The sequence below is a fragment of the Streptomyces caniscabiei genome (assembly GCF_014930365.1).
Classification (GTDB): domain Bacteria; phylum Actinomycetota; class Actinomycetes; order Streptomycetales; family Streptomycetaceae; genus Streptomyces; species Streptomyces caniscabiei.
In genome coordinates, this window is the sequence record NZ_JABXWI010000002.1 from 1 (window position 1) to 24,047 (window position 24,047).

General features: G+C 71.6%; 21 protein-coding genes. 9 read left to right on the plus strand and 12 right to left on the minus strand.

The window, feature by feature from the left end; translation table 11 throughout:
* On the plus strand, positions 1–510 hold a 510-nt coding region (locus tag HW837_RS04560), incomplete at its 5' end, for a GyrI-like domain-containing protein (protein WP_237270007.1).
* Positions 511–667: 157 nt separating this feature from the next.
* Positions 668–1,924, plus strand: a complete 1,257-nt coding sequence (locus HW837_RS04565) for a lactonase family protein (RefSeq protein WP_093790524.1) — start codon at positions 668–670, stop codon at positions 1,922–1,924.
* On the opposite strand, the gene HW837_RS04570 is transcribed toward HW837_RS04565, so the two are convergent.
* Entirely contained in the window at positions 1,892–2,617 is a 726-nt protein-coding gene (locus tag HW837_RS04570) for a DUF2470 domain-containing protein (RefSeq protein WP_045560033.1), read from the minus strand. The genes HW837_RS04565 and HW837_RS04570 overlap by 33 nt on opposite strands.
* 105 nt (positions 2,618–2,722) lie before the next feature.
* Positions 2,723–3,331: a TetR/AcrR family transcriptional regulator gene (locus HW837_RS04575; protein ID WP_045560032.1), complete on the minus strand. Its 609-nt coding sequence runs from the start codon at positions 3,329–3,331 to the stop codon at positions 2,723–2,725.
* A 118-nt stretch (positions 3,332–3,449) separates the two neighbouring features.
* On the opposite strand from HW837_RS04575, the gene HW837_RS04580 reads away from it, so the two are divergent.
* Positions 3,450–4,931 (plus strand): cytochrome P450, encoded by a 1,482-nt coding sequence (locus HW837_RS04580; protein ID WP_045560031.1) that lies wholly within the window; start codon positions 3,450–3,452, stop codon positions 4,929–4,931.
* On the opposite strand, the gene HW837_RS04585 is transcribed toward HW837_RS04580, so the two are convergent.
* The 10 genes from HW837_RS04585 to HW837_RS04630 all read right to left on the minus strand — a co-directional run bounded on the left by HW837_RS04585 (position 4,899) and on the right by HW837_RS04630 (position 15,716).
* Positions 4,899–5,738, minus strand: a complete 840-nt coding sequence (locus HW837_RS04585) for a pentapeptide repeat-containing protein (protein WP_045560030.1) — start codon at positions 5,736–5,738, stop codon at positions 4,899–4,901. The genes HW837_RS04580 and HW837_RS04585 overlap by 33 nt on opposite strands.
* 36 nt (positions 5,739–5,774) lie before the next feature.
* Entirely contained in the window at positions 5,775–6,518 is a 744-nt protein-coding gene (locus HW837_RS04590; protein WP_045560029.1) for a PIG-L deacetylase family protein, read from the minus strand.
* Positions 6,519–6,558: 40 nt separating this feature from the next.
* A complete protein-coding gene (locus tag HW837_RS04595; protein ID WP_193381897.1) occupies positions 6,559–7,860 on the minus strand; it encodes an alpha/beta fold hydrolase in 1,302 nt (433 codons plus the stop codon).
* Positions 7,861–8,006: 146 nt separating this feature from the next.
* A complete protein-coding gene (locus tag HW837_RS04600; RefSeq protein ID WP_045560028.1) occupies positions 8,007–9,032 on the minus strand; it encodes a LacI family DNA-binding transcriptional regulator in 1,026 nt (341 codons plus the stop codon).
* Between the two features lie 114 nt (positions 9,033–9,146).
* Entirely contained in the window at positions 9,147–10,571 is a 1,425-nt protein-coding gene (locus tag HW837_RS04605) for a BNR repeat-containing protein (RefSeq protein WP_193381860.1), read from the minus strand.
* 61 nt (positions 10,572–10,632) lie between these two features.
* Entirely contained in the window at positions 10,633–10,953 is a 321-nt protein-coding gene (locus HW837_RS04610) for an L-rhamnose mutarotase (RefSeq protein WP_045560026.1), read from the minus strand.
* 51 nt (positions 10,954–11,004) lie between these two features.
* Positions 11,005–12,087, minus strand: a complete 1,083-nt coding sequence (rhaS, locus tag HW837_RS04615) for a rhamnose ABC transporter substrate-binding protein (RefSeq protein WP_045560025.1) — start codon at positions 12,085–12,087, stop codon at positions 11,005–11,007.
* A gap of 68 nt (positions 12,088–12,155) precedes the next feature.
* Positions 12,156–13,169: an ABC transporter permease gene (locus HW837_RS04620; protein WP_045560024.1), complete on the minus strand. Its 1,014-nt coding sequence runs from the start codon at positions 13,167–13,169 to the stop codon at positions 12,156–12,158.
* Positions 13,162–14,202 (minus strand): ABC transporter permease, encoded by a 1,041-nt coding sequence (locus HW837_RS04625; RefSeq protein ID WP_045560023.1) that lies wholly within the window; start codon positions 14,200–14,202, stop codon positions 13,162–13,164. The genes HW837_RS04620 and HW837_RS04625 overlap by 8 nt, the downstream gene beginning before the upstream one ends.
* Entirely contained in the window at positions 14,199–15,716 is a 1,518-nt protein-coding gene (locus tag HW837_RS04630; RefSeq protein WP_045560022.1) for a sugar ABC transporter ATP-binding protein, read from the minus strand. Before HW837_RS04630 ends, HW837_RS04625 begins: the two co-directional genes overlap by 4 nt.
* Before the next feature lie 259 nt (positions 15,717–15,975).
* Between HW837_RS04630 and rhaI the strand changes: the two genes are divergently transcribed.
* The 6 genes from rhaI to HW837_RS04660 all read left to right on the plus strand — a co-directional run bounded on the left by rhaI (position 15,976) and on the right by HW837_RS04660 (position 24,008).
* Positions 15,976–17,136: an L-rhamnose isomerase gene (gene rhaI, locus HW837_RS04635; RefSeq protein ID WP_045560021.1), complete on the plus strand. Its 1,161-nt coding sequence runs from the start codon at positions 15,976–15,978 to the stop codon at positions 17,134–17,136.
* A gap of 289 nt (positions 17,137–17,425) precedes the next feature.
* Positions 17,426–19,465: a bifunctional aldolase/short-chain dehydrogenase gene (locus tag HW837_RS04640; protein WP_193381861.1), complete on the plus strand. Its 2,040-nt coding sequence runs from the start codon at positions 17,426–17,428 to the stop codon at positions 19,463–19,465.
* Positions 19,462–20,940: a rhamnulokinase gene (locus tag HW837_RS04645; RefSeq protein ID WP_196790196.1), complete on the plus strand. Its 1,479-nt coding sequence runs from the start codon at positions 19,462–19,464 to the stop codon at positions 20,938–20,940. Before HW837_RS04640 ends, HW837_RS04645 begins: the two co-directional genes overlap by 4 nt.
* A 148-nt stretch (positions 20,941–21,088) precedes the next feature.
* Positions 21,089–21,844 carry a (Fe-S)-binding protein gene (locus HW837_RS04650; protein ID WP_045560018.1) on the plus strand — a complete coding sequence of 252 codons (756 nt, stop codon included), beginning with the start codon at positions 21,089–21,091 and terminating at the stop codon, positions 21,842–21,844.
* Positions 21,841–23,319: a LutB/LldF family L-lactate oxidation iron-sulfur protein gene (locus tag HW837_RS04655; protein ID WP_193381862.1), complete on the plus strand. Its 1,479-nt coding sequence runs from the start codon at positions 21,841–21,843 to the stop codon at positions 23,317–23,319. Before HW837_RS04650 ends, HW837_RS04655 begins: the two co-directional genes overlap by 4 nt.
* On the plus strand, positions 23,316–24,008 hold the full coding sequence (locus tag HW837_RS04660) for a LutC/YkgG family protein (RefSeq protein WP_045560017.1): 693 nt from the start codon (positions 23,316–23,318) through the stop codon (positions 24,006–24,008). The genes HW837_RS04655 and HW837_RS04660 overlap by 4 nt, the downstream gene beginning before the upstream one ends.
* Positions 24,009–24,047: the final 39 nt, after the last annotated feature.

The following is a 24,047-nucleotide window of genomic DNA, read 5'->3' on the forward strand; positions in this document are numbered from 1 at the left end:
GCCCCGATGCCCGCCGCGCCCGGTGGCGGGCCGGCGGCCCCGGGCGGCGCGTACCCGACGGCCGCCCCCATGGCGGCGTACGGGGCGGCACCGGCGCGCAGTGCTCCCGCCGCCCCGTCCCGGGCACCCGCCGCGATGGGTCTCGGGGTCGGCGGGTCGATGCGCCAGGAGGTCTACCGGGACACCTGGCCGCGCGGCAGCTGGGCGCGGCGGCCCGCCGGGCGGGTCTTCGTGCACCTGGTCACGCCGCCCGAGTGGCGCCGGATCACCGGGGAGGCCCCGCCGCCGTCGCCCGTGGACCGCGCGGCCTACACCCGGGCCGGGCTCCCCTGGTTCGAGTACTACGACAACGACGCCCACGATCTCGACCCGGCCGACACTCTCGGCACGGTGAAGCCCGTCGGTGACTGGCTCGGCGACGACCTCGACCCCTGGCAGGCACCCGCCCCGGGACAGGTGAAACCGCTGGGTGACGCACCGGGCAAGCCCGTCCAGGACGGCGACTGGTAGCCGGGGGCGGCGACCCGCGGACGGCCCCGACCGCCCGCGCGCGAAGGCGCCAGGCGGGTGTCGCACACGCGCGACGCCCGCCTGGCGCCTTTGCGCCGGGGCGCCCCGACCCGTCAAGGTGGTGGCGGCCGAGTGACGCGACACCCGAGGTGCACGAATGACGAGCGAGGCGGTTGGGGACCGGGGCGGCTGGAGCAGGCGCCGCGCCCTGGGACTGATGGCGGGAGCCCTCCCGGCGGCCCTGGCGGGCTGCGCGGGGTCCGACGGGACGGCCGGGTCCACGCCGTCCTCCCCCGCGTCCGGCGCGTCGACGGCTCCGTCGGCGGAGGCCGGCGCCGGGTCGGGCACCGAGTCCGCGACCGCGTCCCCCTCCCCCGCCCGCACCGGCCCCCAGCCGCTCTACCTCGGCACCTACACCTCGGCCGAGGGCGGTGGCACCGGGATCGGCGTGGCGACGTACGACCTCCGGAGCGGGCGGATCACGGGCGAGGGGACGATCACCGGGGTGGGCGACCCGTCGTACCTCGCCGTGCACCCGGACGGGCGGACGCTCTACTCGGTGAACGAGCGGCCGGAGGGCGGGGTGACCGCCGTACGGCTTTCCGACCGCGAGGTCCTCGGCACCCGGAGCAGTGGCGGCGAGGCGCCCTGTCATCTGTCGGTCCACCCGAGCGGGCGGTGGCTGCTGAGCGCCAACTACGGCTCGGGCAGTGTCGCGGTGCACCCCGTCGAGGAGTCGGGCGCGCTGGGCGAGCGCACGGACCTGGTGGTGCACCGCGCTCCGGCGCCGGGCCCCGGCCAGGACGGGCCGCACGCGCACCAGATCGTCACGAGCCCCGACGGCGGTCATGTCCTCGCCGTCGATCTGGGCACCGACACGGTCTACACCTACCGGCTGGACGAGTCCCGGGGCACGCTCACCGAGGTCTCCCGGGCGAGCGTCCGCCCGGGTGCGGGGCCCCGGCACCTGACCTTCCATCCCGAGGGCCGGTACGCCTATCTCGCGAACGAGGTCGACAACACGGTCGTGGTCTGTGCCTACGAGCCCGACCGCGGGCGCCTCTCGCCCGGCCCGCCGCAGCCCACGGGCACGGGGTCGGGCACCAACTACCCGGCGCAGCTGGTCGTGACGCCGAACGGCGCGTACGCCTATCTCGCCAATCGGGGGCACGACAGTCTGACGCGCTACGCGGTCGAGGCGGACGGCGCGCGGCTGCGGCTCCTGGACACCGTGCCGGTCGGCGGGGACTTCCCGCGCCAGATCGCCCTCTCGCCGGACGGCGACCTGTTGTTCGCCGCGCTCCAGCGGTCCGGCGCGGTCAGTGTCTTCCGGGTCGATCAGGACAGCGGTGAACTGCGGCGCGCGGGCGCGCCGTTCGCGTCACCCGTCGCCGTCTGTGCGCTGCCGCTGTAGCGCGCGCGGGCAGGACGCGGCGCTCGCCCGGGAGAGCAGGATGTGCATCCGCTCGGTGAGCTGCGCCATGTCGTCGGCGGGCTTGTGGAACGTCAGGCGTACGTCGCCGTTGCCGCGGGCCCGCTCGATGCGCAGGGTCAGGCCGTGCCGGTCGACGGCGAGCGGCTGGACGCGTACGGCGCCGTGCAGGCTGTCGTGCGGGACGAGCCGGGTGAGGCGTTCGACGGCGTCCGGGTGTGCGTCGGCGAGGTGCGTCAGCAGCCGGGACTCGGCCGTGGCCAGCGGATCCGGTGCGGCGGCGGCGAACTCGTCGAGGTCGACCACGACCGCGCCGGACGGCTCGCGCAGCACGATGCGGGTGGCCTTGAACTCCAGGTCGCCGTCCTTGGGGGCGAACCAGCCGGCGATCCACAGCCGGGCCCTGATGCGGTTGCGCACGGGGACGGGCGCCACGTCGGCGAACTCCAGCACGGCGGACGGTTCGCCGCGCGGTGCGCAGATCGCGGCGGCGACGAGCGTACTGTCCTCGGGGACGCGCAGGATCACCCGGCCGTCCTCCGTGACGCTGTGCGCGCCGACGAACTCCTCGCGGCCGCCCTCGGCAGTCACCGCGCAGGACCACGCCGCCGCGAGCACCGAGCGGGCACGCTCCGCCGCGGCGGGCGCGGCCGTCCAGGTGTGACGGTCACCCATCCCAAACCTCCCTTAGGTAAGCCTTGCCTAACCTACCGAAGATCGGGGCGTACGCCAACCACCGTCCCGTGGTTCATGGTTTTGTCGTCGCCGTGGCGACGACGCTCAGGGGGCTAGCACCCCGAAAAGGGCCCGCGTGCACAGATCCCGCACCTGCGTCCGGGAGAACTCCGAGCCCCTCAGCCACTCCAGGCAGACGGCCGTGGTGAACGACAGCCAGCCGCGCACGGCGAGCCGCATCTCCGGACGCCCTTCGAGGGCCGCCGCGAACTCCGTGTCCGACGCGAGGGCGGCCATGATCTGGGCCTCCTGGGCGGCCAGCGCCCGCTGGTAGACCTTGCGCACGCCCTGGTCCCCGGTGGCGTCCGCGCGATGGAAGGCCCGGAAGCCGTGGGCGTGCTCCTCGACGTACGCGAGGAACGCGTCGAGCCCGTTGGTCAGCCGCTCACGCGCGGAGTCACCGGGGGCAGGGGTCATGATCCGCAGCATCCGCTCGCTCTCGCGCTCCACGACGGCCGCGAAGAAGACCCGCTTGTTCGGGAAGTAGTGGTAGAGCAGCCCGCGGGAGACACCGGCGATCTCGGCCACCTGCTCGATCCACACGTCGTCGTACGGGCTCTCCGAGAAGAGCCGGGCCCCCACCGCGAGCAACTGCTCCCGCCGCTCCTCGGTGCTGAGCCGGCGACGGGGCCGCTCCGACTGCCTGGCTGCCATGCCGTCACTTTACTTGACGCGAGTTCAACAGCGGGACGAGACTGGGCCCACTATTGAACCCGAGTACAACAGCCGTACGGCGGCTTCGGCACGGCGTGCGCGCGAGGGAGACGTGGTCATGACGGCGACGACAGGGCCCACGGCTGTGAGGGGATTCCGCAGCGCCGAGCTGGGCTGGCCCGAGCTGCACCGCATACCGCACCCGCCGTACCGGATCCCCGTCATCGGCGACGCGCTGGGCACGAACGTGCGGACACCGGTCCAGGAGTCCGTGCGCCTGGGGCGGCGGCTCGGGCCGATCTTCCGGCGGAAGGCGTTCGGCAAGGAGGTCGTCTTCGTCGGGGGTGCCGCGCTCGCGGCCGAGATGGCGGACGAGTCGCGGTTCGCCAAGCACGTGGGCGTCGGCGTCGCCAATCTGCGCCCCGTGGCCGGGGACGGACTCTTCACGGCGTACAACCACGAGCCCAACTGGCAGCTCGCGCACGACGTCCTCGCCCCGGGCTTCAGCCGGGAGGCCATGGCCGGCTACCACCCGATGATGCTCGACGTCGCCGAGCGCCTGATGGAGCACTGGGACCGGGCGGGGGCGGCGGGCAGCGCCGTGGACGTGCCCGGCGACATGACCAAGCTGACGCTGGAGACGATCGCCCGCACCGGCTTCGGCCATGACTTCGGCTCCTTCGACCGCGACCGGCCGCACCCCTTCGTCGCCGCGATGGTCGGCACCCTGACGCACGCGCAGCGCCGCAACATCGTCCCCGACCCGCTGATGCCGCTGCTGCGCGGCGCCGCCCGGCGCAACCAGGCCGACATGGCGTTCCTGAACGAGACGGTCGACTCGGTGGTGCGGGCGCGGCAGGAGTCCGGTCGAAGCCACGCGGGCGGCCGTGGTGACGGCGATCTGCTCGACCGGATGCTGGAGACCGCGCACCCGGAGACCGGGGAGCGGCTGTCCGCCGAGAACGTCCGACGGCAGGTCATCACCTTCCTGGTCGCCGGGCACGAGACCACCTCGGGCGCCCTGTCCTTCGCCCTGCACTACCTCGCCCGGCACCCCGACCTCGCGGCCCGCGCCCGCGCCGAGGTGGACCGGGTGTGGGGCGACGCCGTACGGCCCGGCTACGAGCAGGTGGCCCGGCTGCGGTACGTGCGCCGGGTGCTGGACGAGGCGCTGCGGCTGTGGCCGACGGCGCCCGCCTTCTCCCGGGAGGCCCGTGCGGACACCGTCCTCGGCGGGGTCCATCCCATGCGGCGGGGCGCCTGGGCGCTGGTGCTGACCGCGATGCTGCACCGGGACCCGCAGGTGTGGGGCGCGGACGCCGACCGGTTCGACCCGGACCGCTTCGACGCGGCGGCGGTGCGCTCGCGGGCGCCGCACACGTTCAAGCCGTTCGGCACGGGGGCGCGGGCCTGCATCGGCCGCCAGTTCGCGCTGCACGAGGCCACGCTGGTGCTGGGCCTGCTGCTGCGCCGGTACGAGCTGACTCAGGAACCGGGGTACCGGCTGCGGGTGGCGGAGCGGCTGACGCTGATGCCGGAGGGGCTGCGGCTGAACGTGGAGCGGCGGTCACGTCGTCCAGTGACCGGGGCGGGTGACTGACGTCGGCAGCCGGGTGCCGGCGGTGCCGCGTGCCGCGTTGAGCTGGGGCTGGGTCAGGAAGAAGGCACCGGTCAGGTCCGCGTCGGTGAGGTCGGTGTCGCGGAGGTCGGCGCCTATCAGGTCCGCGCCACGCAGATCGGCGCCGGTCAGATCGGCGGCGATGAGATAGGCGCCGCGGAGGTCGGCCTTTCTCAGGTCGGCGCCCTTGAGACGGGCGCCGATGAGGTCCGCGCCCCGCCGGTTCCGCTTGCGTCCGGCGCCCGCGCGCATCAGGTCGCTGACCCGCAGCAGCAGGGTGTTGACGCGCTGCCGGTGCGCGGCGACGTCCAGCTCCGCCAGTTCCTCGGCCGTCCGCCCGGTCAGCCGCTCGGTCTCGTCGAGGGCGCGGCGGAGGTCGGCGTACACGGGGCGGGCGGCGGGCAGGGTCAGCGATTCGGTCAAGTACCAGAGAAGTTCGTGGAGTTGGCGGACGACCGGGAAGACGTCGAACATCAGCCGGGCGTGCTCGCGGCCGCCGGTCCGCCAGCTCTCACCCCCGAACGTGCCCTGCGAGACCTTCTGCCCCGCGCCGAAGCAGTCGTAGACGGTGCAGCCGCCGAACCCTTCGGTCCGCAGCCGGTCGTGGACACCGCACCGGAAGTCGTCCCGGAGGTTGCCGCACGCCTTGCCCGCCGGCTTGTCGACGGCGAAGTCCGCCGAGCGGGCGAAGGGCAGGGCGACGCAGCACAGGCCGAAGCAACTGCCGCAGTCCGCGCGCAGATCACTGAGGGCGAGCGGATCGAGGGCTTCTCCGGATCTCTGTTCCATACGGTTCACCCTAACGAGCCGCTGTCGGTCTCCCCGTCAGCGGGCGAACACCTCGAAGGCGACGGCCGGTCTGCCGCCGAACCGCTCCCCCGTGGTCCGGGCGAAGCCGGTCAGGAAGTCGCGCACGTACGTCTCGGGGTCCTCCTTCGTCAGCACTTCCAGATACGTGCGGTGTTCGAGGAGGGAGGCGACGGCGCGTTCGAGACCGGGGCCGGCGTCGACGGCGTGGGTGGGGCTGGAGGAGCCGGCGACGGCGACCCAGCGGACGCCGTCCCAGGGCTCCAGGCCCTGTTCGAGGAGTTCGGGAAAGATCCAGCGGTTCCCGGCGTCCCCGGCGGCGTCCAGGGTGGCACGGCCCACCGCGACGTGGTCGGGGGTGTTCCAGGCGACTCCGCCCCAGGTGTCGCGGTGGTTGAGGGTGATCAGCAGTTCCGGGCGGTGCCGGCGGATCGCGGCCGCGATGTCCCGGCGCAGGGCGGGCCCGTACTCGACGACGCCGTCCCGGTGGTCGAGGAACTCGACCGTCGAGACACCGACCACGGCGGCGCTCGCCCGCTGTTCCCGCTCCCGCAGCGGGCCGCACCGCGCGGGCTCCAGGGTGTCGATGCCCGCCTCGCCGCGCGTCGCCAGGACGTACGCGACCTCACGGCCCGCGTCGGTCCACGCGGCGACCGCCGCCGAGCAGCCGTACTCGAGGTCGTCCGGGTGGGCCACGACGGCGAGGGCGCGGTGCCAGTCGTCGGGCAGGGGCTTGAGCTGGTCCTGCTGCGGCTCGGTCATGTCGGCACAGTAACGCCGGGTCCCGGCCCCGCGCCGGTGATCACGCCTCGTCGCGCGTCAGCGCCAGCAACCGGTCCAGCACCCTCGGGCCCCCGGCGCGTACGCCGTCGTGCTCGAACTCGTCCGTGACCCAGGTGCGCAGGCCCCGGATCGAGCGGGCCGTCGCGAGGGAGTGGGCGGTGTCGACGTACATGTCGTCGTGGTAGATCGCTGCGGCGACCGGGACCTCGTTGGCGGCGAGGCGCTCCGGGTCGTACAGGGGCAGCCAGCCCCGCTCCCGGGCCAGGTCCTCGGCGGTCTCGCGCAGCGGGCGCAGGGCGGGGTCGTTGTCGAACATCCAGGGGTGCACGGACTCCCCGGTGAACAGCACCGGTCCGTCGCCGGTCAGTGTCTTGGCGGCGTCGAACTGGGGGAGCCGCCCGCGCACCCGCTCCGCCGCCCAGTCCGTGGGGCCCGGGTCCTGGCCGTAGATGGCCTCGTGCAGGAGGGCGTAGAGGGGGTGGCCCGCGTACGACAGCAGGCCCTGGACCTCCTCCTGGAAGGCGTCCGAGAGGGCGTGGCCGTGCGGCGTGCGGACGAAGGCGTCCTCCAGCAGGAAGTGCAGCCGGTGGCTGCCGTCGCCGCGGCCGAGGAGGATGCCGAGGGACTGGAACGCCTCGACGGTGAAGCGGTAGCCGTTCGGCAGGACGACGTCGTGCTGGAGCAGGTGCTCGGCGATCTGCCGGGCCCGCTCGACGTCCTGTGGATAGCGGGCGTAGTGCGCGGCGACCTTGCGTTCGATGCGCGGGAACGCGGCCTGGTAGACCTCGTCGGCGGTCGCTTCGAGGGAGGGCAGTCCGCCGGTGATGACGACCCGGCTCAGGCCCTCGGGCGCCTCGGAGAGATAGGTGACCGCGCAGAAGCCGCCGAAGCTCTGGCCGAGGACGGCCCAGGGGGCGCCGCCGGTGACCTCGGGGCGGATGGCCTCGCAGTCGCGGACGATGGAGTCGGCGCGGAAGCGGGCCAGGTAGTCGGCCTGTTCGGCGGAGCCGCCGCGCAGCGGGAGGGTCTGGCGGTTCGCTGGGGTGGAGGCGCCGGTGCCGCGCTGGTCCAGGAGCAGCACCCGGTACTCCTCCAGGGCCCGGTCCAGCCAGGCCTCACGGCCGACGAAACGGTTCGCCCCGAAGCCGGGGCCGCCTTGCAGATAGACCAGCCAGGGCAGTTCGGCGTCCGCCTTGTCGCTCGCGACGACCTCGCGCGCGTAGAGCTCGATCCGCTCCCCCGCCGGGTCGTCGTGATCGAGGGGGACGGCGAAGCGACGGTCGGTGAGGACGACACCGGGCTGCCGGTAGCTGACGGACAACAGGGCTCCCTGAGCGGACGGATTCCAGGCCGTGGTCCAGTCCAGCACAGATTCTCCGCCCGGCCGACCCCGTGGATCAAGAAATTCCCACTGAACCGTCGATCAGTACCCCGGCCGCGGTCGGTGCGCGGCTACTGAACGGGCGCTCAGCGTGCCGAGAGGCTGGAGCGCCGCACCACCAGTTCCGGCTGGAGGACGACCCGCCGGTGCTCGTGCGGGACGGTCGCGGTGTCGGCCTCGGTCTCCTCCAGCAGGAGTTCGGCGGCGAGGGCGCCCATGGTGACGGCGGGCTGCCGGACGGAGGTGAGGGGGACGGCGGCCGCGGCGGCGAACTCGATGTCGTCGTAGCCGACGATGGCGAGGTCGCCGGGGACGCTCACCCCGGCCGCGTACATGGCCTGGAGCACGCCGAGGGCGAGCAGGTCGTTGGCGCAGAACACGGCCGTCGGGCGGTCGGCGAGGCCGAGCAGGCGGGCGCCCGCGTCCCGGCCGGCGGCCACGTCGAGGCGCTCGGTGGGCAGCTCCCGCAGGGCCTCGGGGCCGAGGCCCGCCTCCTGCAGAGCGCCCAGGGCGCCCGTACGGCGGTCGCGGACCTGGTTGAGCCCCGCCGGTCCGCTGACGTACGCGATGGAGCGGTGGCCCGCGTCCACCAGATGACGTACGGCGAGGGCACCGCCCGCGACGTCGTCGACGGAGACGGAGCACTCGGTGGTGCCCTCGGCGACCCGGTCGACGAGGACGAAGGGGATGCCGTGGCGGCGGAACGCCTCGATGTTGCGTCCCGTGGCGTCGGCGGGGGTCAGCAGCACCCCGCGCACCCGCTGTTCGGCGAAGAGCGAGAGGTACTCGGACTCCTCGCCGGCGCTCTGCGCGCTGTTGCAGACCATCACGCCGAGCCCGGCGTCGCGCGCGGCCCGCTCGGCACCGCGCGCGACGTCGACGAAGAAGGGGTTGCCCATGTCGAGCACGAGCAGCCCCATGATCCGGCTCCGCCCGGCCCGCAGCTGGCGCGCCGACTCGCTGCGGACATAGCCGAGGCGGTCGATGGCGGCCAGCACGCGGGCGCGGGTGCCGGAGGCCACCGAGTCCGGCCGGTTGATGACGTTCGAGACCGTGCCGACGGAGACTCCGGCGGCGGCGGCGACGTCCTTGATACCCACCGACTGCGACATCGGACGGGGACCTCCAGGAAGGTACGGAGCGGCGGGCATACGTTCACATTACCGTCGGGCCGCCGCACGAACGGCCCGGTCAGGAGGTGGAACGTTACCCTCGTACAGGGGGTGTCAGGCGGGCAGGGCGAAGTCGATCACGCGGAGCGCCGACGGTGTGGTGCCGCTCGACTTCACCTGGTACATCACGGACAGGACGTTGTCCTGGGCGATCCGGCTCTCGTCGAACACGACCTCGCCGAAGGCGTTCAGCCCGGAACCGTCGAACAGGATCTTCCAGTCGGTGTGCCCGGACGCCGCGGTGGCTCCGGCGATCCGGCCGAACGGGAAGAGCGCGTAGGCGTTGTTGTACTTGTCCATGACCAGCTTGGTGCGCTGGCTGGAGTTGAGCGGCACCGGTATCTCGGTCTTCGTCCAGGGGCCGGAGGCGCTCTTGCGGACGAGGAAGGCGCGGCCGTTGGCGGTGCGGTTGGCGACGTAGTTGGTCGTGCACTGGCCGAAGCGGCCGGGGACGTAGCTGATGATGGCGTGCGGTCGGCCGGCGGAGTCGGTCCACTGGCTCTCCTGGTTCATCAGGGAGTGGTCCGGGTTGAGCGCGTCCACGACGAGGCCGGCGTCGGTGACGGAGACCTTGTCGGAGCCGCCGGTGGTGCCGACGACGGCGCCCGCGTTGTTGCGCCACGTGCGGCCCAGGTCGTCGGAGTAGACGTAGCCGGTGTCGTGGTTGGTGATGCCGCCGCTGTTGCACATCACGGCGCCGTTCTGCTCGCGCCAGGTGAACATGGCGTGCAGGCGCCCGTTGCGGTCGTAGTCGATGCCGTGCAGGTACATGTTGCGGGCCGTCGAGGAGCCGTGCTCGCTGGTGTAGGTGCCGGTGGAGGCCGTCCACTCGCCGAGGTTGGTCCAGGAGCTGCCGTTGTACTCGGCGAGGGCGTTGCGGCCGTTGCCGGAGATGCCGGCGCGGTAGCTCAGCTGGAGCTTGCCGTCGGGCATCGAGACGAACTGCGGGTAGGTGAACTGCGAGGTGAGGGCGAGGCCGTCCAGGGTGGACTGCGGGGCGCCGAAGCGGCTGGTGGTCCAGCTCAGACCGGCCGGGTTGTCCATGAGGCCGGCGACGGACTTGACGTAGGTGAAGCCGTCGCTGTGCGAGTCCATGTTGAGGTGGAGGCGGCCGTCGACCTTGGAGACGCCCATGGAGATCACGTTGTGGGAGTCGTTGTAGCGCAGCGTGTGGCCGACCTTGACGGTGGACCAGGTGCCGGAGCCGAGGACACGGCGGCCGACGACGGCGTTGCGGTCGGCGGTGTACCAGACGGCGTACTGGTAGCCCTTGTAGGTGAGCAGGGCGTTCTTCTGGAACGCGTTGTTGTTGACGAGTCCGTCGTAGGACACGAAGTAGATGGCCTGGCTGTCGAGCAGGGTGTTGCCGGTCTGGGTGACCGAGGGTCCGGGGTCGGCGGCGCGGGCGGTGGCGGCGCCGAGGGCGGGGGTCACCACGGCACCGGCGAGCGCGGCACCGAGCAGCGTACGTCTCTTCATCTCGGGGACTCCGTTGTCGAGCGAGGTGGGGAGGGGGGAGGGTGCTGCTGCGTGGGGGGTGTCAGGCGAGGTGGAAGACCTCGGTGAGCGGCTTCATGGCCTCGTCGGGCCGGGCGCCGTCGAGGGACTCGAAGAACGGCGCCATCTCCTTCTGCCAGCGGGCGTTGACCTCGGCGGCCTCCATGCCGGCCAGCGCGGCCTGGAAGTCCTCGGTCTCCAGGTAGCCGACCAGCAGTCCGTCGTCGCGCAGGAAGAGGGAGTAGTTGTGCCAGCCGGTGGCCGTGAGTGCTTCGAGCATCTCCGGCCACACGGCGGCGTGCCGCTCGCGGTACTCGTCGATCCGGTCCTGACGGACCTTGAGGAGGAAGCAGACGCGCTGCATGAGATACCGCTCCTGGGGGGTGAGGGGGTGGCTGTGACTCGTCGACGAAGATCAGAAGTTGAACTTGTCGATGTTCTCCTTGTTGAACACGGTGGGCTTGCCGAGGCTGATGACGCCGTCCTTGCCGATGGTGTACTCGCCCATGTCACCGGCGGTGAAGGTCTCGCCCTCCTTGCCGGTGATCTGGCCGGAGACCAGCGCCACCGAGGTACGGGCGGCCAGCTCGCCGAGCTTCGCCGGGTCCCACAGCTCGAACGCCTCGACGGTGCCGTTCTTGACGTACTTGCGCATGTCGTTGGGGGTGCCGAGGCCGGTCAGCATGACCTTGCCCTTGTACTTGGAGCCCGACAGGTACTGGGCGGCGGCCTTGATGCCGACCGTGGTCGGGGAGATGATCCCCTTCAGGTTCGGGTACTCCTGGAGCAGGCCCTGGGTCTGCTGGAAGGACTTCTGGGCGTCGTCGTCACCGTAGGCGACCTTGACGAGCTTGATGTCCTTGTACTTGGGGTCCTTGAGTTCGTCCTTCATGAACTCGATCCAGGTGTTCTGGTTGGTCGCGGTCTGCGCGGCCGAGAGGATCGCGATCTCGCCCTTGTAGTCGATCTGCTCGGCGAGCAGCTGGACCTCGGTGCGGCCGAGGTCCTCGGCGCTGGCCTGCGAGACGAAGGCGTTGCGGCACTCCGGCTTGGTGTCGGAGTCGTAGGTGACGACCTTGATGTCGTTGCTCATGGCCTGCTTGAGCGCGGTGCACAGGGCGCCCGGGTCCTGCGCGGAGACGGCCATGGCGTCGACCTGCTGCTGGGTGAGCGTGTTGACGTAACTGACCTGGCCGGAGGTGTCCGTGGCGCTGGACGGGCCGACCTCCTTGTAGCTGGAGCCCAGCTCCTTCAGGGCCGCCTCGCCGCCCTTGTCGGCGGAGGTGAAGTACGGGTTGTTGACCTGCTTCGGCAGGAAGCCGACGGTCAGGCCCTTCTTCAGTTCGGCGTTGGGGTCGGCCTTGCCGGTGGCCGCGGCGGAGGCGGAGTCGTCCTTGACGTCGCTCTTCGTGGTGCCGCCGCAGGCGGTGACGCCGAGGGCGAAGGAGGTGACGGCGGCGAGCGCCGCACAGGAGCGACGAAGGGTGGTCTTGCGCATGAGGGGTCCTTTGATACGGAGGGGCGGACGGGTGACGGTGTACGGGTCGGCGGTGGGGGCCCAGCCGTTCAGGGGGCTGGAGTGGGCGCCTTGGTGACCGGCGCGGGGGCGGCTCTGCGGCCGGCCCTGGCGACGGAGATCTGGCGTGCGACCCGGGGGCCGAGCACGGAGAGGACGAGCAGGACGCCGGTGACGACGATCTGCGACTGGGCCGAGACGTCCTGGAGGCTCATGACGTTCTGCAGGGTGCCGAGGAGGAAGACGCCGGCGATCGCGCCGCCGAGCGTTCCCTTGCCGCCGTCGAAGTCGATACCGCCGAGCAGGACGGCGGCGACGACCGAGAGTTCGAGCCCGGTGGCGTTGTCGTAGCGGGCGCTGGCGTAGTGCAGGGCCCAGAAGATGCCGGTGAGGGAGGCCATCAGGCCGGTCACCGTGAAGAGGATCAGCTTCTGCCGCTTGACCCGGATGCCGGCGAACCGGGCGGCCTCCTCGCTCGCTCCGGTCGCGAAGACCGAGCGGCCGAAGGGGGTGGCGTGCAGGGCGATCACGGCGATCACCAGCAGGACCAGGAAGGGGATGAAGGCCTGCGGGACGAAGCTGTCGCCGATCCGGCCCGCCGCGAAGTCCAGGTACTGGGTGGGGAAGTCGGTGACCGCGTCGGAGCCGAGGACGATCTGCGCGATGCCCCGGTAGGCGGCGAGCGTACCGATGGTGACGGCGAGGGAGGACAGGCCGAGCTTGGTGACCAGCAGTCCGTTGATCAGTCCGCAGACCACGCCGAGGGCCAGACAGATCGGGATGATCGTCTCGATGGTCATGCCCTGGTTCCACAGGGCGCCCATCACCGCGCCGGAGAGGCCGGCGGTGGAGGCGACCGAGAGGTCGATCTCGCCGGAGACCACGAGGAGGGTCATCGGCAGGGCGACCAGCGCGATCGGCAGGGTGTTGCCGATCAGGAAGGACAGGTTGAGCGCGTTGCCGAAGCCGTCGACGGTGGTGAAGGACAGCAGGAGCACGACGATGAGGAGGGCGCCGACGACCGTGTCCCAGCGGATCGCACGCGACAGGGTGGAGTCAGCCATGGCGGGCGTTCCTCTTCTTCAGTGCGGTCGCCACGCGCACCGCGACCACGCGGTCCACGGCGATGGCGAGGATGAGCAGGATGCCGTTGATGGCGAGCACCCACACCGAGCTGACGCCGAGGGCGGGCAGCACGCTGTTGATGGAGGTCAGCAGCAGGGCGCCGAGCGCCGCGCCGTAGACACTGCCGGAGCCGCCGGTGAAGACGACACCACCGACCACGACCGCGCTGACGACGGTGAGTTCGTAGCCGTTGCCGGTGCTGGAGTCGACGTTGCCGAAGCGGGCCAGGTAGAGCGCGCCGGCGAGGCCGGCGAGGGCGCCGCAGAAGGTGTACGCCAGCAGGATCCGCTTGCGGACCGGGATGCCGGCCAGGCGGGCGGCCTCCGGGTTGGAGCCGAGCGCGTACAGCTCGCGTCCGCTGCCGAAGTGCTTCATGTAGTACGCCGTGGCGACCAGGACCGCCACCGCGATCAGTGCCAGGTACGGCACCGCGGAGATGCCGCCGGAGCCGAAGTCGATGAATCCGTCGGGCAGCGCGGACGCGGTGATCTGGCGGGAGCCGACCCAGATCGAGTCGATGCCCCGGATGATGTAGAGCGTGCCGAGGGTGACGACGAGGGCGGGCACCTGGCCGAGGCTGACGAGCAGTCCGTTCAGCAGGCCGAAGCCGATGCCCATCAGGACCGCCAGGAGCACGGCCACGACCGCGTTGCCGCCGCCCTGGAGGTACGTACCGGCGGCGAAGGCGCTGATGCCGAGGATGGAGCCGACCGAGAGGTCGACGTTGCGGGTGATGACGACCAGTGACTGGCCGACGGCGACCAGCACCAGGATGGTCGCGTTGAGCAGCAGGTCCTTGATGCCCTGTTCGGTGAGGAACTCGCTGTTGCCCAGCTGGGTGACGACGATCATCACCAGGAAGACGACCAGGATGGCGAGTTCGCGCATCTTGAAGACGCGGTCCACGAGCCGGGTGCCGCTGGACTTGGGCACCTCGGCGACGGGGGTGTTCTGAGGGGTGGTCACCGTCATGCGGCGGCCCTCCCGGTGGCTGCGGCCATCACGGATTCCTCGGTGGCTTCGGAGCGAGGGATCTCGGCGGTGAGCCGGCCCTCGTGCATCACGAGCACGCGGTCGGCCATGCCGAGGATCTCGGGCAGGTCGGAGGAGATCATCAGCACGGCCACGCCGTCGGCGGCCAACTCGCTGAGCAGGCGGTGCACTTCGGCCTTGGTGCCGACGTCGATGCCGCGGGTGGGCTCGTCGACGATCAGCACCTTCGGGCCGGTGGCGAGCCACTTGGCGAGGACGACCTTCTGCTGGTTGCCGCCGGACAGGGTGTTGACGGTGTCGGCGATCCGGGCGTACTTCACCTGGAGCTTGACGGCCCAGTCGAGGGAGCGGCTGCGCTCGGCGCCCCGGTCCATGAGGCCGGCCTTCACGGTCGTACGGAGTCCGGTGAGGCCGATGTTGCGCTCGATGGACATGTCCATCACCAGGCCCTGGGCGCGGCGGTCCTCGGGGACCAGGGCGAGCCCGGCTGCCATCGCGGTGGAGGGGGCGCCGTTGGTGAGGGCCCTGCCGTCGAGGGTGACCTCGCCGGCGTCCCAGCGGTCGATGCCGAAGACGGCGCGCGCCACCTCCGTACGGCCGGCGCCGACGAGGCCGGCCAGGCCGACGATCTCGCCCCGGCGGACGTCGAAGGAGACATCGGTGAAGACGCCCTCGCGGGTCAGCCGGCGCACGCTGAGCGCGACCTCGCCCGGCTCGACCTCCTGCTTCGGGTAGAGCTCGTCCAGGTCGCGGCCGACCATGCGGCGGACCAGGTCGTCCTCGGTCATGCCGTCGATCGGTTCGCTGGAGATCCAGGCCCCGTCGCGCAGCGTGGTGACGCGCTGGCAGATCTGGAAGATCTCCTCCAGGCGGTGGGAGATGAAGAGGACGGCCGAGCCCTGCTCGCGCAGGGTGCGGACGACGCCGAAGAGCCGGGCCACCTCGCTGCCGGTGAGGGCCGCCGTGGGCTCGTCCATGATCAGGACGCGGGCGTCGAAGGAGAGCGCCTTGGCGATCTCGACGATCTGCTGGTCGGCGATGGACAGGCCGCGTGCCGGGCGGTCGGGGTCGAGTTCGACACCGAGCCGCTGCATCAGCGCGAGGGTGGCCGCGTGGGTGGCCTTGTGGTCGATGCGGCCGAGGGCGCGCCGCGGCTGGCGGCCCATGAAGATGTTCTCGGCGATCGAGAGGTCGGGGAAGAGCGTGGGCTCCTGGTAGATCACGGCGATGCCCGCGTCGCGGGCGTCGGCCGGGCCGTGGAACACGGTGGGCTCGCCGTCGAGGAGCACCTGACCGGAGTCCGGTCGGTGCACCCCGGCGAGGCTCTTGATGAGGGTCGACTTGCCCGCGCCGTTCTCTCCGGCGAGTGCGTGCACCTCGCCCGGGAACAGTTCCAGGGACACGTCCCGCAGGGCGCGTACGGCGCCGAAGGACTTGGAGACGCCCTTCAGAGCGAGAACGGGGGCCGGACCCTTGTCGGACCGGTGGGTCATGAGGGCTCCTCGACGACGGGGCGTGGTCGGCGGGGAAACCGCCTCCACTGCGTCGTGAAAGGTTTCAACTTGGTTGCCGGGACGTTAGGCATCACTCGCAGGTCACGTCAATGGGTTTCGGTCGAAATTTTTTCGATATGAGAGGTCACAACCGGGTCACGGAAAGCCGGGTTGACCTGGGGGGTTGACAGTGCGGCGTGGCGCTCATAGTTTCCCGTGCTGAATCGTTTCAGACATCGAAGCCGGTAGGAGCCCTGACGTGACCGAGCTCGCCGCGGTGAAGGCCGCCCTCAAGACCCAGGCCGTCGAGACGCCGTCGTGGGCGTACGGAAACTCCGGAACCCGTTTCAAGGTGTTCGCCCAACAGGGTGTCCCCCGCGACCCCTGGGAGAAGCTGGACGACGCCGGCAAGGTCCATGAGTTCACGGGCGTGGCGCCGACCGTGGCGCTGCACATCCCCTGGGACAAGGTGGAGGACTACGCGGCGCTCGCGAAGCACGCCGAGGAGCGCGGCGTGAAGCTGGGCGCCATCAACTCCAACACCTTCCAGGACGACGACTACAAGCTGGGCAGCATCTGCCACCCGGACGCGGCGATCCGCCGCAAGGCCGTCGACCATCTGCTGGAGTGCGTCGACATCATGGACGCGACCGGGTCGCGCGATCTGAAGCTGTGGTTCGCGGACGGGACGAACTATCCCGGCCAGGACGACATCCGTGAGCGCCAGGACCGGCTGGCCGAGGGCCTCGCCGAGGTCTACGGGCGGCTCGGGGACGACCAGCGGATGCTGCTGGAGTACAAGTTCTTCGAGCCGGCGTTCTACACGACCGACGTGCCGGACTGGGGCACCGCCTACGCCCACTGCCTGAAGCTCGGCCCGAAGGCTCAGGTCGTGGTCGACACCGGGCACCACGCGCCGGGCACCAACATCGAGTTCATCGTGGCGACGCTGCTGCGGGAGGGGAAGCTCGGCGCGTTCGACTTCAACTCGCGCTTCTACGCCGACGACGACCTGATGGTGGGCGCGGCCGACCCGTTCCAGCTGTTCCGGATCATGTACGAGGTCGTGCGCGGCGGCGGGTTCACCCCCGAGGTCGCGTTCATGCTCGACCAGTGCCACAACATCGAGGCGAAGATCCCGGCGATCATCCGGTCCGTGATGAACGTGCAGGAGGCCACGGCGAAGGCGCTGCTGGTGGACGGGGACGCGTTGCGCTCCGCTCAGCAGGCCGGGGACGTGCTGGAGGCCAACGCGGTCGTGATGGACGCGTACAACACGGATGTGCGGCCGTTGCTGCGGGAGGTGCGGGAGGAGATGGGGCTGGACCCCGAGCCGCTGAAGGCGTACCGCGCGTCCGGGTGGGCGGCGAAGATCGTCGAGGAGCGGGTGGGGGGAGAGCAGGCGGGTTGGGGGGCTTGATCTGCTGCGATTCGTCCGCCGGGTGACTGTGCGTGGCAGGCCGCGGGTCGTGGTGGGTTGCTCGCGCAGTTCCCCGCGCCCCTAAAAGACCAGGCCCCTGCGGGCCTGAAAGACCACGGCCCTGCGGGCCTGAAAAGCGCGGGGCGCAGCCCCTGCTTTTCAGGGGCGCGGGGAACTGCGCGAGAAGCCCCACCGGGCCGCACCCGGCAACGCACCCCGAGCCCCGAGCTGAACCCCGTACCCGTCACCCAGAAACCCGTACTCATCTCACCGTAAGGATTGACCGCACATGGCAACCCATCCCGAAGCCGCAGCGCTGCTCGCCCGGTCCCGGCGGCTCGGCGCCGATCCCCGGAACACCAACTACGCCGGCGGCAACGCCTCCGCCAAGGGCACCGACACCGACCCCGTCACCGGCGGTGACGTGGAGCTGATGTGGGTGAAGGGGTCCGGCGGCGACCTGGGCACCCTGACCGAGGCCGGGCTCGCCGTGCTGCGGCTGGACCGGATGCGGGCGCTCGTCGACGTCTACCCGGGCCTCGAGCGCGAGGACGAGATGGTGGCGGCGTTCGACTACTGCCTGCACGGCAAGGGCGGGGCCGCGCCGTCGATCGACACCGCGATGCACGGGCTGGTCGACGCCGCGCACGTGGACCATCTGCACCCCGACTCCGGGATCGCGCTCGCCTGCGCGGCCGACGGGGAGAAGCTGACCGCCGAGTGTTTCGGGGACAGCGTGGTGTGGGTGCCGTGGCGGCGGCCCGGCTTCCAGCTGGGGCTGGACATCGCGGCCATCAAGGAAGCCAACCCGCAGTCGATCGGGTGCGTCCTCGGCGGGCACGGCATCACCGCGTGGGGCGACACCGCCGAGGAGTGCGAGAAGAACTCGCTGCACATCATCCGTACCGCCGAGGCGTTCCTGGCGGAGAAGGGCAAGGCGGAGCCCTTCGGGCCCGTCATGGAGGGGTACGAGGCACTGGGCGCCGCCGAGCGCCGTGAGCGGGCCGCCGCCCTCGCCCCGTACGTCCGGGCGATCGCCTCGCAGGACAAGGCGCAGGTCGGCCACTTCACCGACTCCGACGTGGTCCTCGACTTCCTGGCCGCAGCCGAGCACCCGCGGCTCGCGGCCCTGGGGACCTCCTGCCCCGACCACTTCCTGCGTACGAAGGTCCGGCCGCTGGTCCTGGATCTTCCGCCGACCGCCGATCTGGACTCCGCGATCGCCCGGCTGAAGGAGCTGCACGCCGAGTACCGCGAGGAGTACGCCGCCTACTACCAGCGGCACGCCGAGCCCGACTCCCCCGCGATGCGCGGCGCCGACCCGGCGATCGTGCTGATCCCGGGCGTGGGCATGTTCAGCTTCGGCAAGGACAAGCAGACCGCGCGGGTGGCCGGCGAGTTCTACGTCAACGCGATCAACGTGATGCGGGGCGCCGAGGCGGTGTCGACGTACGCGCCGATCGAGGAGTCGGAGAAGTTCCGCATCGAGTACTGGGCGCTGGAGGAGGCCAAGCTCCAGCGGATGCCGAAGCCGAAGCCGCTGGCGACCCGGGTCGCGCTCGTCACGGGTGCGGGCAGCGGGATCGGCAAGGCCATCGCGCACCGGCTCGTGTCCGAGGGCGCCTGTGTCGTCGTCGCCGACCTCGACGCGGAGAACGCCGCCGCCGTCGCCGAGGAGCTGGGCGGGGCGGACAAGGCCGTCGCCGTGACCGTCGACGTGACGGACGAGGGGCAGATCGCCGAGGCGTTCAAGGCCGCCGCGCTGGCCTTCGGCGGAGTCGATCTCGTCGTCAACAACGCGGGCATCTCGATCTCCAAGCCGCTGCTGGAGACCTCGGCCAAGGACTGGGACCTCCAGCACGACATCATGGCCCGCGGCTCGTTCCTCGTCTCGCGCGAGGCGGCCCGCGTGATGATCGCGCAGGGCCTGGGCGGCGACATCGTCTACATCGCCTCGAAGAACGCCGTCTTCGCCGGACCCAACAACATCGCCTACTCCGCCACCAAGGCCGACCAGGCGCACCAGGTGCGGCTGCTGGCCGCCGAGCTGGGTGAGCACGGCATCCGCGTCAACGGGGTCAACCCCGACGGTGTGGTGCGCGGTTCGGGGATCTTCGCGGCCGGCTGGGGCGCCCAGCGCGCGGCGACCTACGGGATCGAGGAGGAGAAGCTCGGCGAGTTCTACGCCCAGCGGACCATCCTCAAGCGCGAGGTGCTGCCGGAGCACGTGGCGAACGCGGTGTTCGCGCTGACCGGCGGGGAGCTGACGCACACCACCGGTCTGCACGTCCCGGTCGACGCCGGCGTGGCCGCCGCCTTCCTCCGATGAGCGCGCGTGCGACCGGCGGGTCCGTGAAGTCGTACGCGGCGGTCGACCTCGGTGCGTCCAGCGGGCGCGTCATGGTCGGCCGCGCGGGCCGGGACTCGCTGGAGCTCGTCGAGGCGCACCGGTTCCCCAACCGGCCGGTGCGCACCCCCGAGGGGCTGCGCTGGGACGTGCTGTCGCTGTACGCGGGAGTGCTCGACGGACTGAAGGCAGCCGGCGCCCTCGGCGACGGGCGGGTGGACTCCGTCGGGATCGACAGCTGGGCCGTCGACTACGGACTGCTGGACGCGGACGGCGCCCTGCTCGGCAATCCGGCGCACTACCGGGACGCCCGGACCGAGGGTGTCGCGGAGAAGGTGTGGACGACCGTGCCCGCCGCCGAGCTGTACGCGGCGACCGGGTTGCAGTACGCGCCCTTCAACACGCTGTACCAGCTGGTCGCCGCCCGGTCGTCCGCCCAGTTCGCCCATGCCGAGCGGTTGCTGCTGATCCCCGACCTGCTGACGTACTGGCTGACCGGGGAGCAGGGCACCGAGCTGACCAACGCCTCCACCACGCAGCTGATCGACCCGCGGACCCGTGCGTGGTCGCGGGACGTCGCGGACCGGCTGGGCATCGACCTCGGTCTGTTCGCCCCGCTGCGGCAGCCCGGTGACCCGGCGGGCCTGCTGCGGCCCGAGGTCCTGGAGGCAGCCGGCCTCTCCGGTCCGGTCCCGGTGACGGCGGTCGGGTCGCACGACACCGCCTCGGCGGTGGCGGCCGTGCCGGCGACCGGGGAGCGGTTCGCGTACATCTGCACCGGGACCTGGTCGCTGGCCGGTCTGGAGCTGGACGCCCCGGTGCTGACCGAGGCGAGCCGGGCGGCCAACTTCACCAATGAGCTGGGGCTCGACGGCACGGTCCGTTACCTCCGGAACATCATGGGGCTGTGGCTGCTGCAGGAGTGCGTACGGGCGTGGGGGGACCCCGATCTCGGAGAACTGCTGCGGTCCGCCGCCGCGGTGCCCGCGCTGCGGTCCGTGGTGGACGCCGGGGACTCGGTGTTCCTCGCGCCCGGCCGGATGCCCGAGCGGATCGCCGAGGCGTGCCGGGAGTCGGGGCAGCCCGTCCCACAGACGCCCGCCGAGATCACCCGGTGCATCCTGGACTCGCTCGCCCTCGCCCACCGGCGGGCCGTGGCCGAGGCCCAGGCGCTGGCCGACCACCCCGTCGACGTCGTCCACATCGTGGGCGGCGGCACCCGCAACGCCCTGCTCTGCCAGCTCACCGCCGACGCCTGCGGGCTGCCGGTGGTGGCCGGACCGGCGGAGGCCGCGGCCCTGGGCAACGTCCTCGTCCAGGCCCGCACCCACGGCCTGGTCGGCGACCGCGCCGCGATGCGGCGGCTGCTCGCCCGCACCCAGCCGCTGGTGCGGTACGAGCCGCAGGGCGACCCGGAAGCCTGGCACGCGGCGGAGGCCCGGCTCGCCGGGAGGTGAGCGGGACCTCCGCCGACGGGGCCGCCCCCGGCGACGATCGGCGTGCGGATTCGCCCGTCCCCGCCGATCGTCGCGCGGGACCCCTCGCTCTTCGCGTACGCGCGTCGTACTCTGCACTCATCCGATGACCGACCCCCAAGGAGCCGCGATGCGTGTCGCCCTGTTCCTGACCTGTGTCAACGACACGCTCTATCCCGACACCGGCAGGGCCGTGGTGAAACTGCTGACCAGGCTGGGTGTCGACGTCGACTTCCCGATGGGTCAGACGTGCTGTGGACAGGCGCACTACAACACCGGGTACCGTCACGAGGCCGAGCCTCTGGCCCGGAAGTTCTCCGATGTATTCCAGGATTACGAGGCGATCGTGACGCCGTCCGGCTCCTGCGGGGCGATGGTGCGGGAGCTGTACCCGCGGATGGGCGAGCGGGCGCGGGCGGAGGGACGCGGGGACGGTCTGGCGCGGACGCTGGCGCCGGTCGTGCCGAAGACGTACGAGCTGACCGAGTTCCTGGTGGACGTGCTGGGCGTGACGGACGTCGGCGCGTACTACCCGCACAAGGTGACCTACCACCCGACCTGTCACGGGCTGCGGAGCCTCGGCCTCGGTGAGCGGCCCCGGCGGCTGCTCCAGGCCGTGAAGGGGCTGGAACTGCTGGAGCTGCCGGGTGCCGACGAGTGCTGCGGCTTCGGCGGTACGTTCGCCGTGAAGAACTCCGACGTCTCGGCGGCGATGGGCGCGGACAAGGTGCGCAACGCCGAGTCGACGGGCGCCGAGGTGCTGTGCGCGGCCGACAACTCGTGTCTGATGCACATCGGCGGCACGATGACGCGGCTGCGGACGGCCGTGAGGCCCGTCCACATCGCGGAGATCCTGGCGAGCACGGAAGAGGAGCCGCTGGTATGAGCGGGACGTTCGTCGGCATGCCGGCGTTCCCGAAGGCCGCGCACGAGGCCGTCCACAACACGACCCTGCGCGGGAACCTGCGCCACGCCACCCACACCATCCGCGCCAAACGCGCGACCGCGGTCGCGGAGGTGTCCGACTGGGCGGAGCTGCGCGAGGCCGGCAAGCAGATCAAGGACCACACGCTCCGTCATCTCGACCGGTACCTCGTGCAGTTGGAGGAGTCGGTGACGGCGGCGGGCGGCACGGTCCACTGGGCCGCCGACGCGGACGAGGCCAACCGGATCGTCACCTATCTCGTCAAGGCGACCGGCGAGAGCGAGGTCGTCAAGGTCAAGTCGATGGCCACGCAGGAGATCGGGCTGAACGAGGCGCTGGAGGCCGAGGGCATCCACGCCTACGAGACCGATCTCGCCGAACTCATCGTGCAGTTGGGCAAGGACCGGCCCTCGCACATCCTCGTCCCGGCGATCCACCGCAACCGGGGCGAGATCCGGGACATCTTCACCCGCGAGATGAGCGAGTGGGGGCGCCCCGCCCCCGAGGGTCTGACCGACACACCGGCCGAACTGGCGGAGGCCGCGCGGCTGCATCTGCGGGAGAAGTTCCTGCGGGCCAAGGTCGGTGTCTCCGGCGCCAACTTCATGGTCGCGGACACCGGCACGCTGGTGGTCGTGGAGTCCGAGGGCAACGGCCGGATGTGCCTCACCCTCCCCGAGACGCTGATCTCGGTCGTCGGCATCGAGAAGATCGTGCCGACCTGGCAGGACCTGGAGGTGTTCCTCCAGACCCTCCCCCGCTCCTCCACCGCCGAGCGGATGAACCCGTACACCTCCACCTGGACGGGCACGACCGACGAGGACGGGCCGCAGACCTTCCACCTGGTCCTCATCGACAACGGCCGCACCGACACGCTCGCCGACGAGGTCGGCCGCCAGGCCCTGCGCTGCATCCGCTGCTCGGCCTGTCTCAACGTCTGCCCGGTGTACGAGCGGGCGGGCGGCCATGCGTACGGCTCGGTGTACCCCGGCCCGATCGGCGCCATCCTCAGCCCGCAGCTCCGGGGCACGGGAAGCGAGATCGACTCCTCGCTGCCGTACGCCTCCTCGCTGTGCGGCGCCTGTTACGAGGTGTGCCCGGTCGCCATCGACATCCCCGAGGTGCTGGTGCATCTGCGGGAGCGGGTCGCCCAGGGCGGACCTGTGACGGAGAACGGCAACAAGGTCGTCCTCAAGCCCACGAAGGGGCACGCGGCCGAACGGGCGGCGATGCGCGCGGCGCGGTGGGCGTTCGGCCACCCCGGCGCACTGCGCACCGGGCAGCGGCTCGCGTCCCGCACGCGGCGCTTCCATCCGCGCACGCTGCCGGGCCCCGGCAAGGCGTGGAGCGCCAGCCGCGATCTTCCGGCGCTGCCCCCCGAGCCGTTCCGCGACTGGTGGCAGCGGACCGACGGCGGAAAGGACACGGGCAAGTGAGCAGCAGGGATCTGATCCTGGGGCGGGTGCGGCGCGCCCTCGCCGACGTACGCCAGGACGACGCTCCCCCAGTGCCTGAAGGGCCTGGGAGGGACCCCCAGTACGAGCAGGCCGTCCAGCGGGGCTATCTCCGTGAGCACGGCGGGCTGAGCCCGGCCGAGACGGTGGAGTTGCTGGCCGAGAACCTGGCGGACTACCGGGCGCGCGTGCACCGCACGGACGCGGACGGGCTCGCGGAGGTGATCGCCGGGCTGTTGCGCGCGCACGGCTCGAAGACGGTGCTGGTGCCGCCGGCGCTGCGCGAGGAGTGGCTGTCGGCGACCGACCTGACACGGGTGCCGGACCGGGGCGAGAGCACCGCGCACGAGTTGGACGGGGTCGACAGCGTCGTGACCGCCTGCGCGCTCGCGATCGCCGAGACCGGCACGATCGTGCTGGACGGCTCCCCCGACCAGGGCCGCCGCCGGATCACCCTGGTGCCCGACCACCACATCTGCGTCGTCCGCGTGCCGGACCAGGTCGTGTCGTCGGTGCCGCAGGCCATCGAACTCCTGGACCCGACCCGCCCGTTGACGTGGATCTCGGGCCCGTCCGCCACCAGCGACATCGAACTGGACCGGGTGGAGGGGGTCCACGGCCCGCGCACCCTGGAGGTCGTCCTGGTGACCGGGGGTGACGGCCAGGGCTAGTGCCGCGTCAGGCAACGTTTGCCCGTCAAGGAGCGGCGT

Bases quoted from the DNA above. Each gene is read 5' to 3' on its own strand.
- HW837_RS04600 (WP_045560028.1), bottom strand. From the start codon at position 9,032: ATGTCGCAGTCGGTGGGTATCAAGGACGTCGCCGCCGCCGCCGGAGTC.
- HW837_RS04575 (WP_045560032.1), bottom strand. From the start codon at position 3,331: ATGGCAGCCAGGCAGTCGGAGCGGCCCCGTCGCCGGCTCAGCACCGAG.
- HW837_RS04645 (WP_196790196.1), top strand. From the start codon at position 19,462: ATGAGCGCGCGTGCGACCGGCGGGTCCGTGAAGTCGTACGCGGCGGTC.
- HW837_RS04590 (WP_045560029.1), bottom strand. From the start codon at position 6,518: ATGACCGAGCCGCAGCAGGACCAGCTCAAGCCCCTGCCCGACGACTGG.
- HW837_RS04605 (WP_193381860.1), bottom strand. From the start codon at position 10,571: ATGAAGAGACGTACGCTGCTCGGTGCCGCGCTCGCCGGTGCCGTGGTG.
- HW837_RS04640 (WP_193381861.1), top strand. From the start codon at position 17,426: ATGGCAACCCATCCCGAAGCCGCAGCGCTGCTCGCCCGGTCCCGGCGG.
- HW837_RS04630 (WP_045560022.1), bottom strand. From the start codon at position 15,716: ATGACCCACCGGTCCGACAAGGGTCCGGCCCCCGTTCTCGCTCTGAAG.
- HW837_RS04650 (WP_045560018.1), top strand. From the start codon at position 21,089: ATGCGTGTCGCCCTGTTCCTGACCTGTGTCAACGACACGCTCTATCCC.
- HW837_RS04565 (WP_093790524.1), top strand. From the start codon at position 668: ATGACGAGCGAGGCGGTTGGGGACCGGGGCGGCTGGAGCAGGCGCCGC.
- HW837_RS04570 (WP_045560033.1), bottom strand. From the start codon at position 2,617: ATGGGTGACCGTCACACCTGGACGGCCGCGCCCGCCGCGGCGGAGCGT.
- HW837_RS04625 (WP_045560023.1), bottom strand. From the start codon at position 14,202: ATGACGGTGACCACCCCTCAGAACACCCCCGTCGCCGAGGTGCCCAAG.
- HW837_RS04620 (WP_045560024.1), bottom strand. From the start codon at position 13,169: ATGGCTGACTCCACCCTGTCGCGTGCGATCCGCTGGGACACGGTCGTC.
- HW837_RS04655 (WP_193381862.1), top strand. From the start codon at position 21,841: ATGAGCGGGACGTTCGTCGGCATGCCGGCGTTCCCGAAGGCCGCGCAC.
- HW837_RS04585 (WP_045560030.1), bottom strand. From the start codon at position 5,738: ATGGAACAGAGATCCGGAGAAGCCCTCGATCCGCTCGCCCTCAGTGAT.
- HW837_RS04580 (WP_045560031.1), top strand. From the start codon at position 3,450: ATGACGGCGACGACAGGGCCCACGGCTGTGAGGGGATTCCGCAGCGCC.
- HW837_RS04610 (WP_045560026.1), bottom strand. From the start codon at position 10,953: ATGCAGCGCGTCTGCTTCCTCCTCAAGGTCCGTCAGGACCGGATCGAC.
- rhaS (WP_045560025.1), bottom strand. From the start codon at position 12,087: ATGCGCAAGACCACCCTTCGTCGCTCCTGTGCGGCGCTCGCCGCCGTC.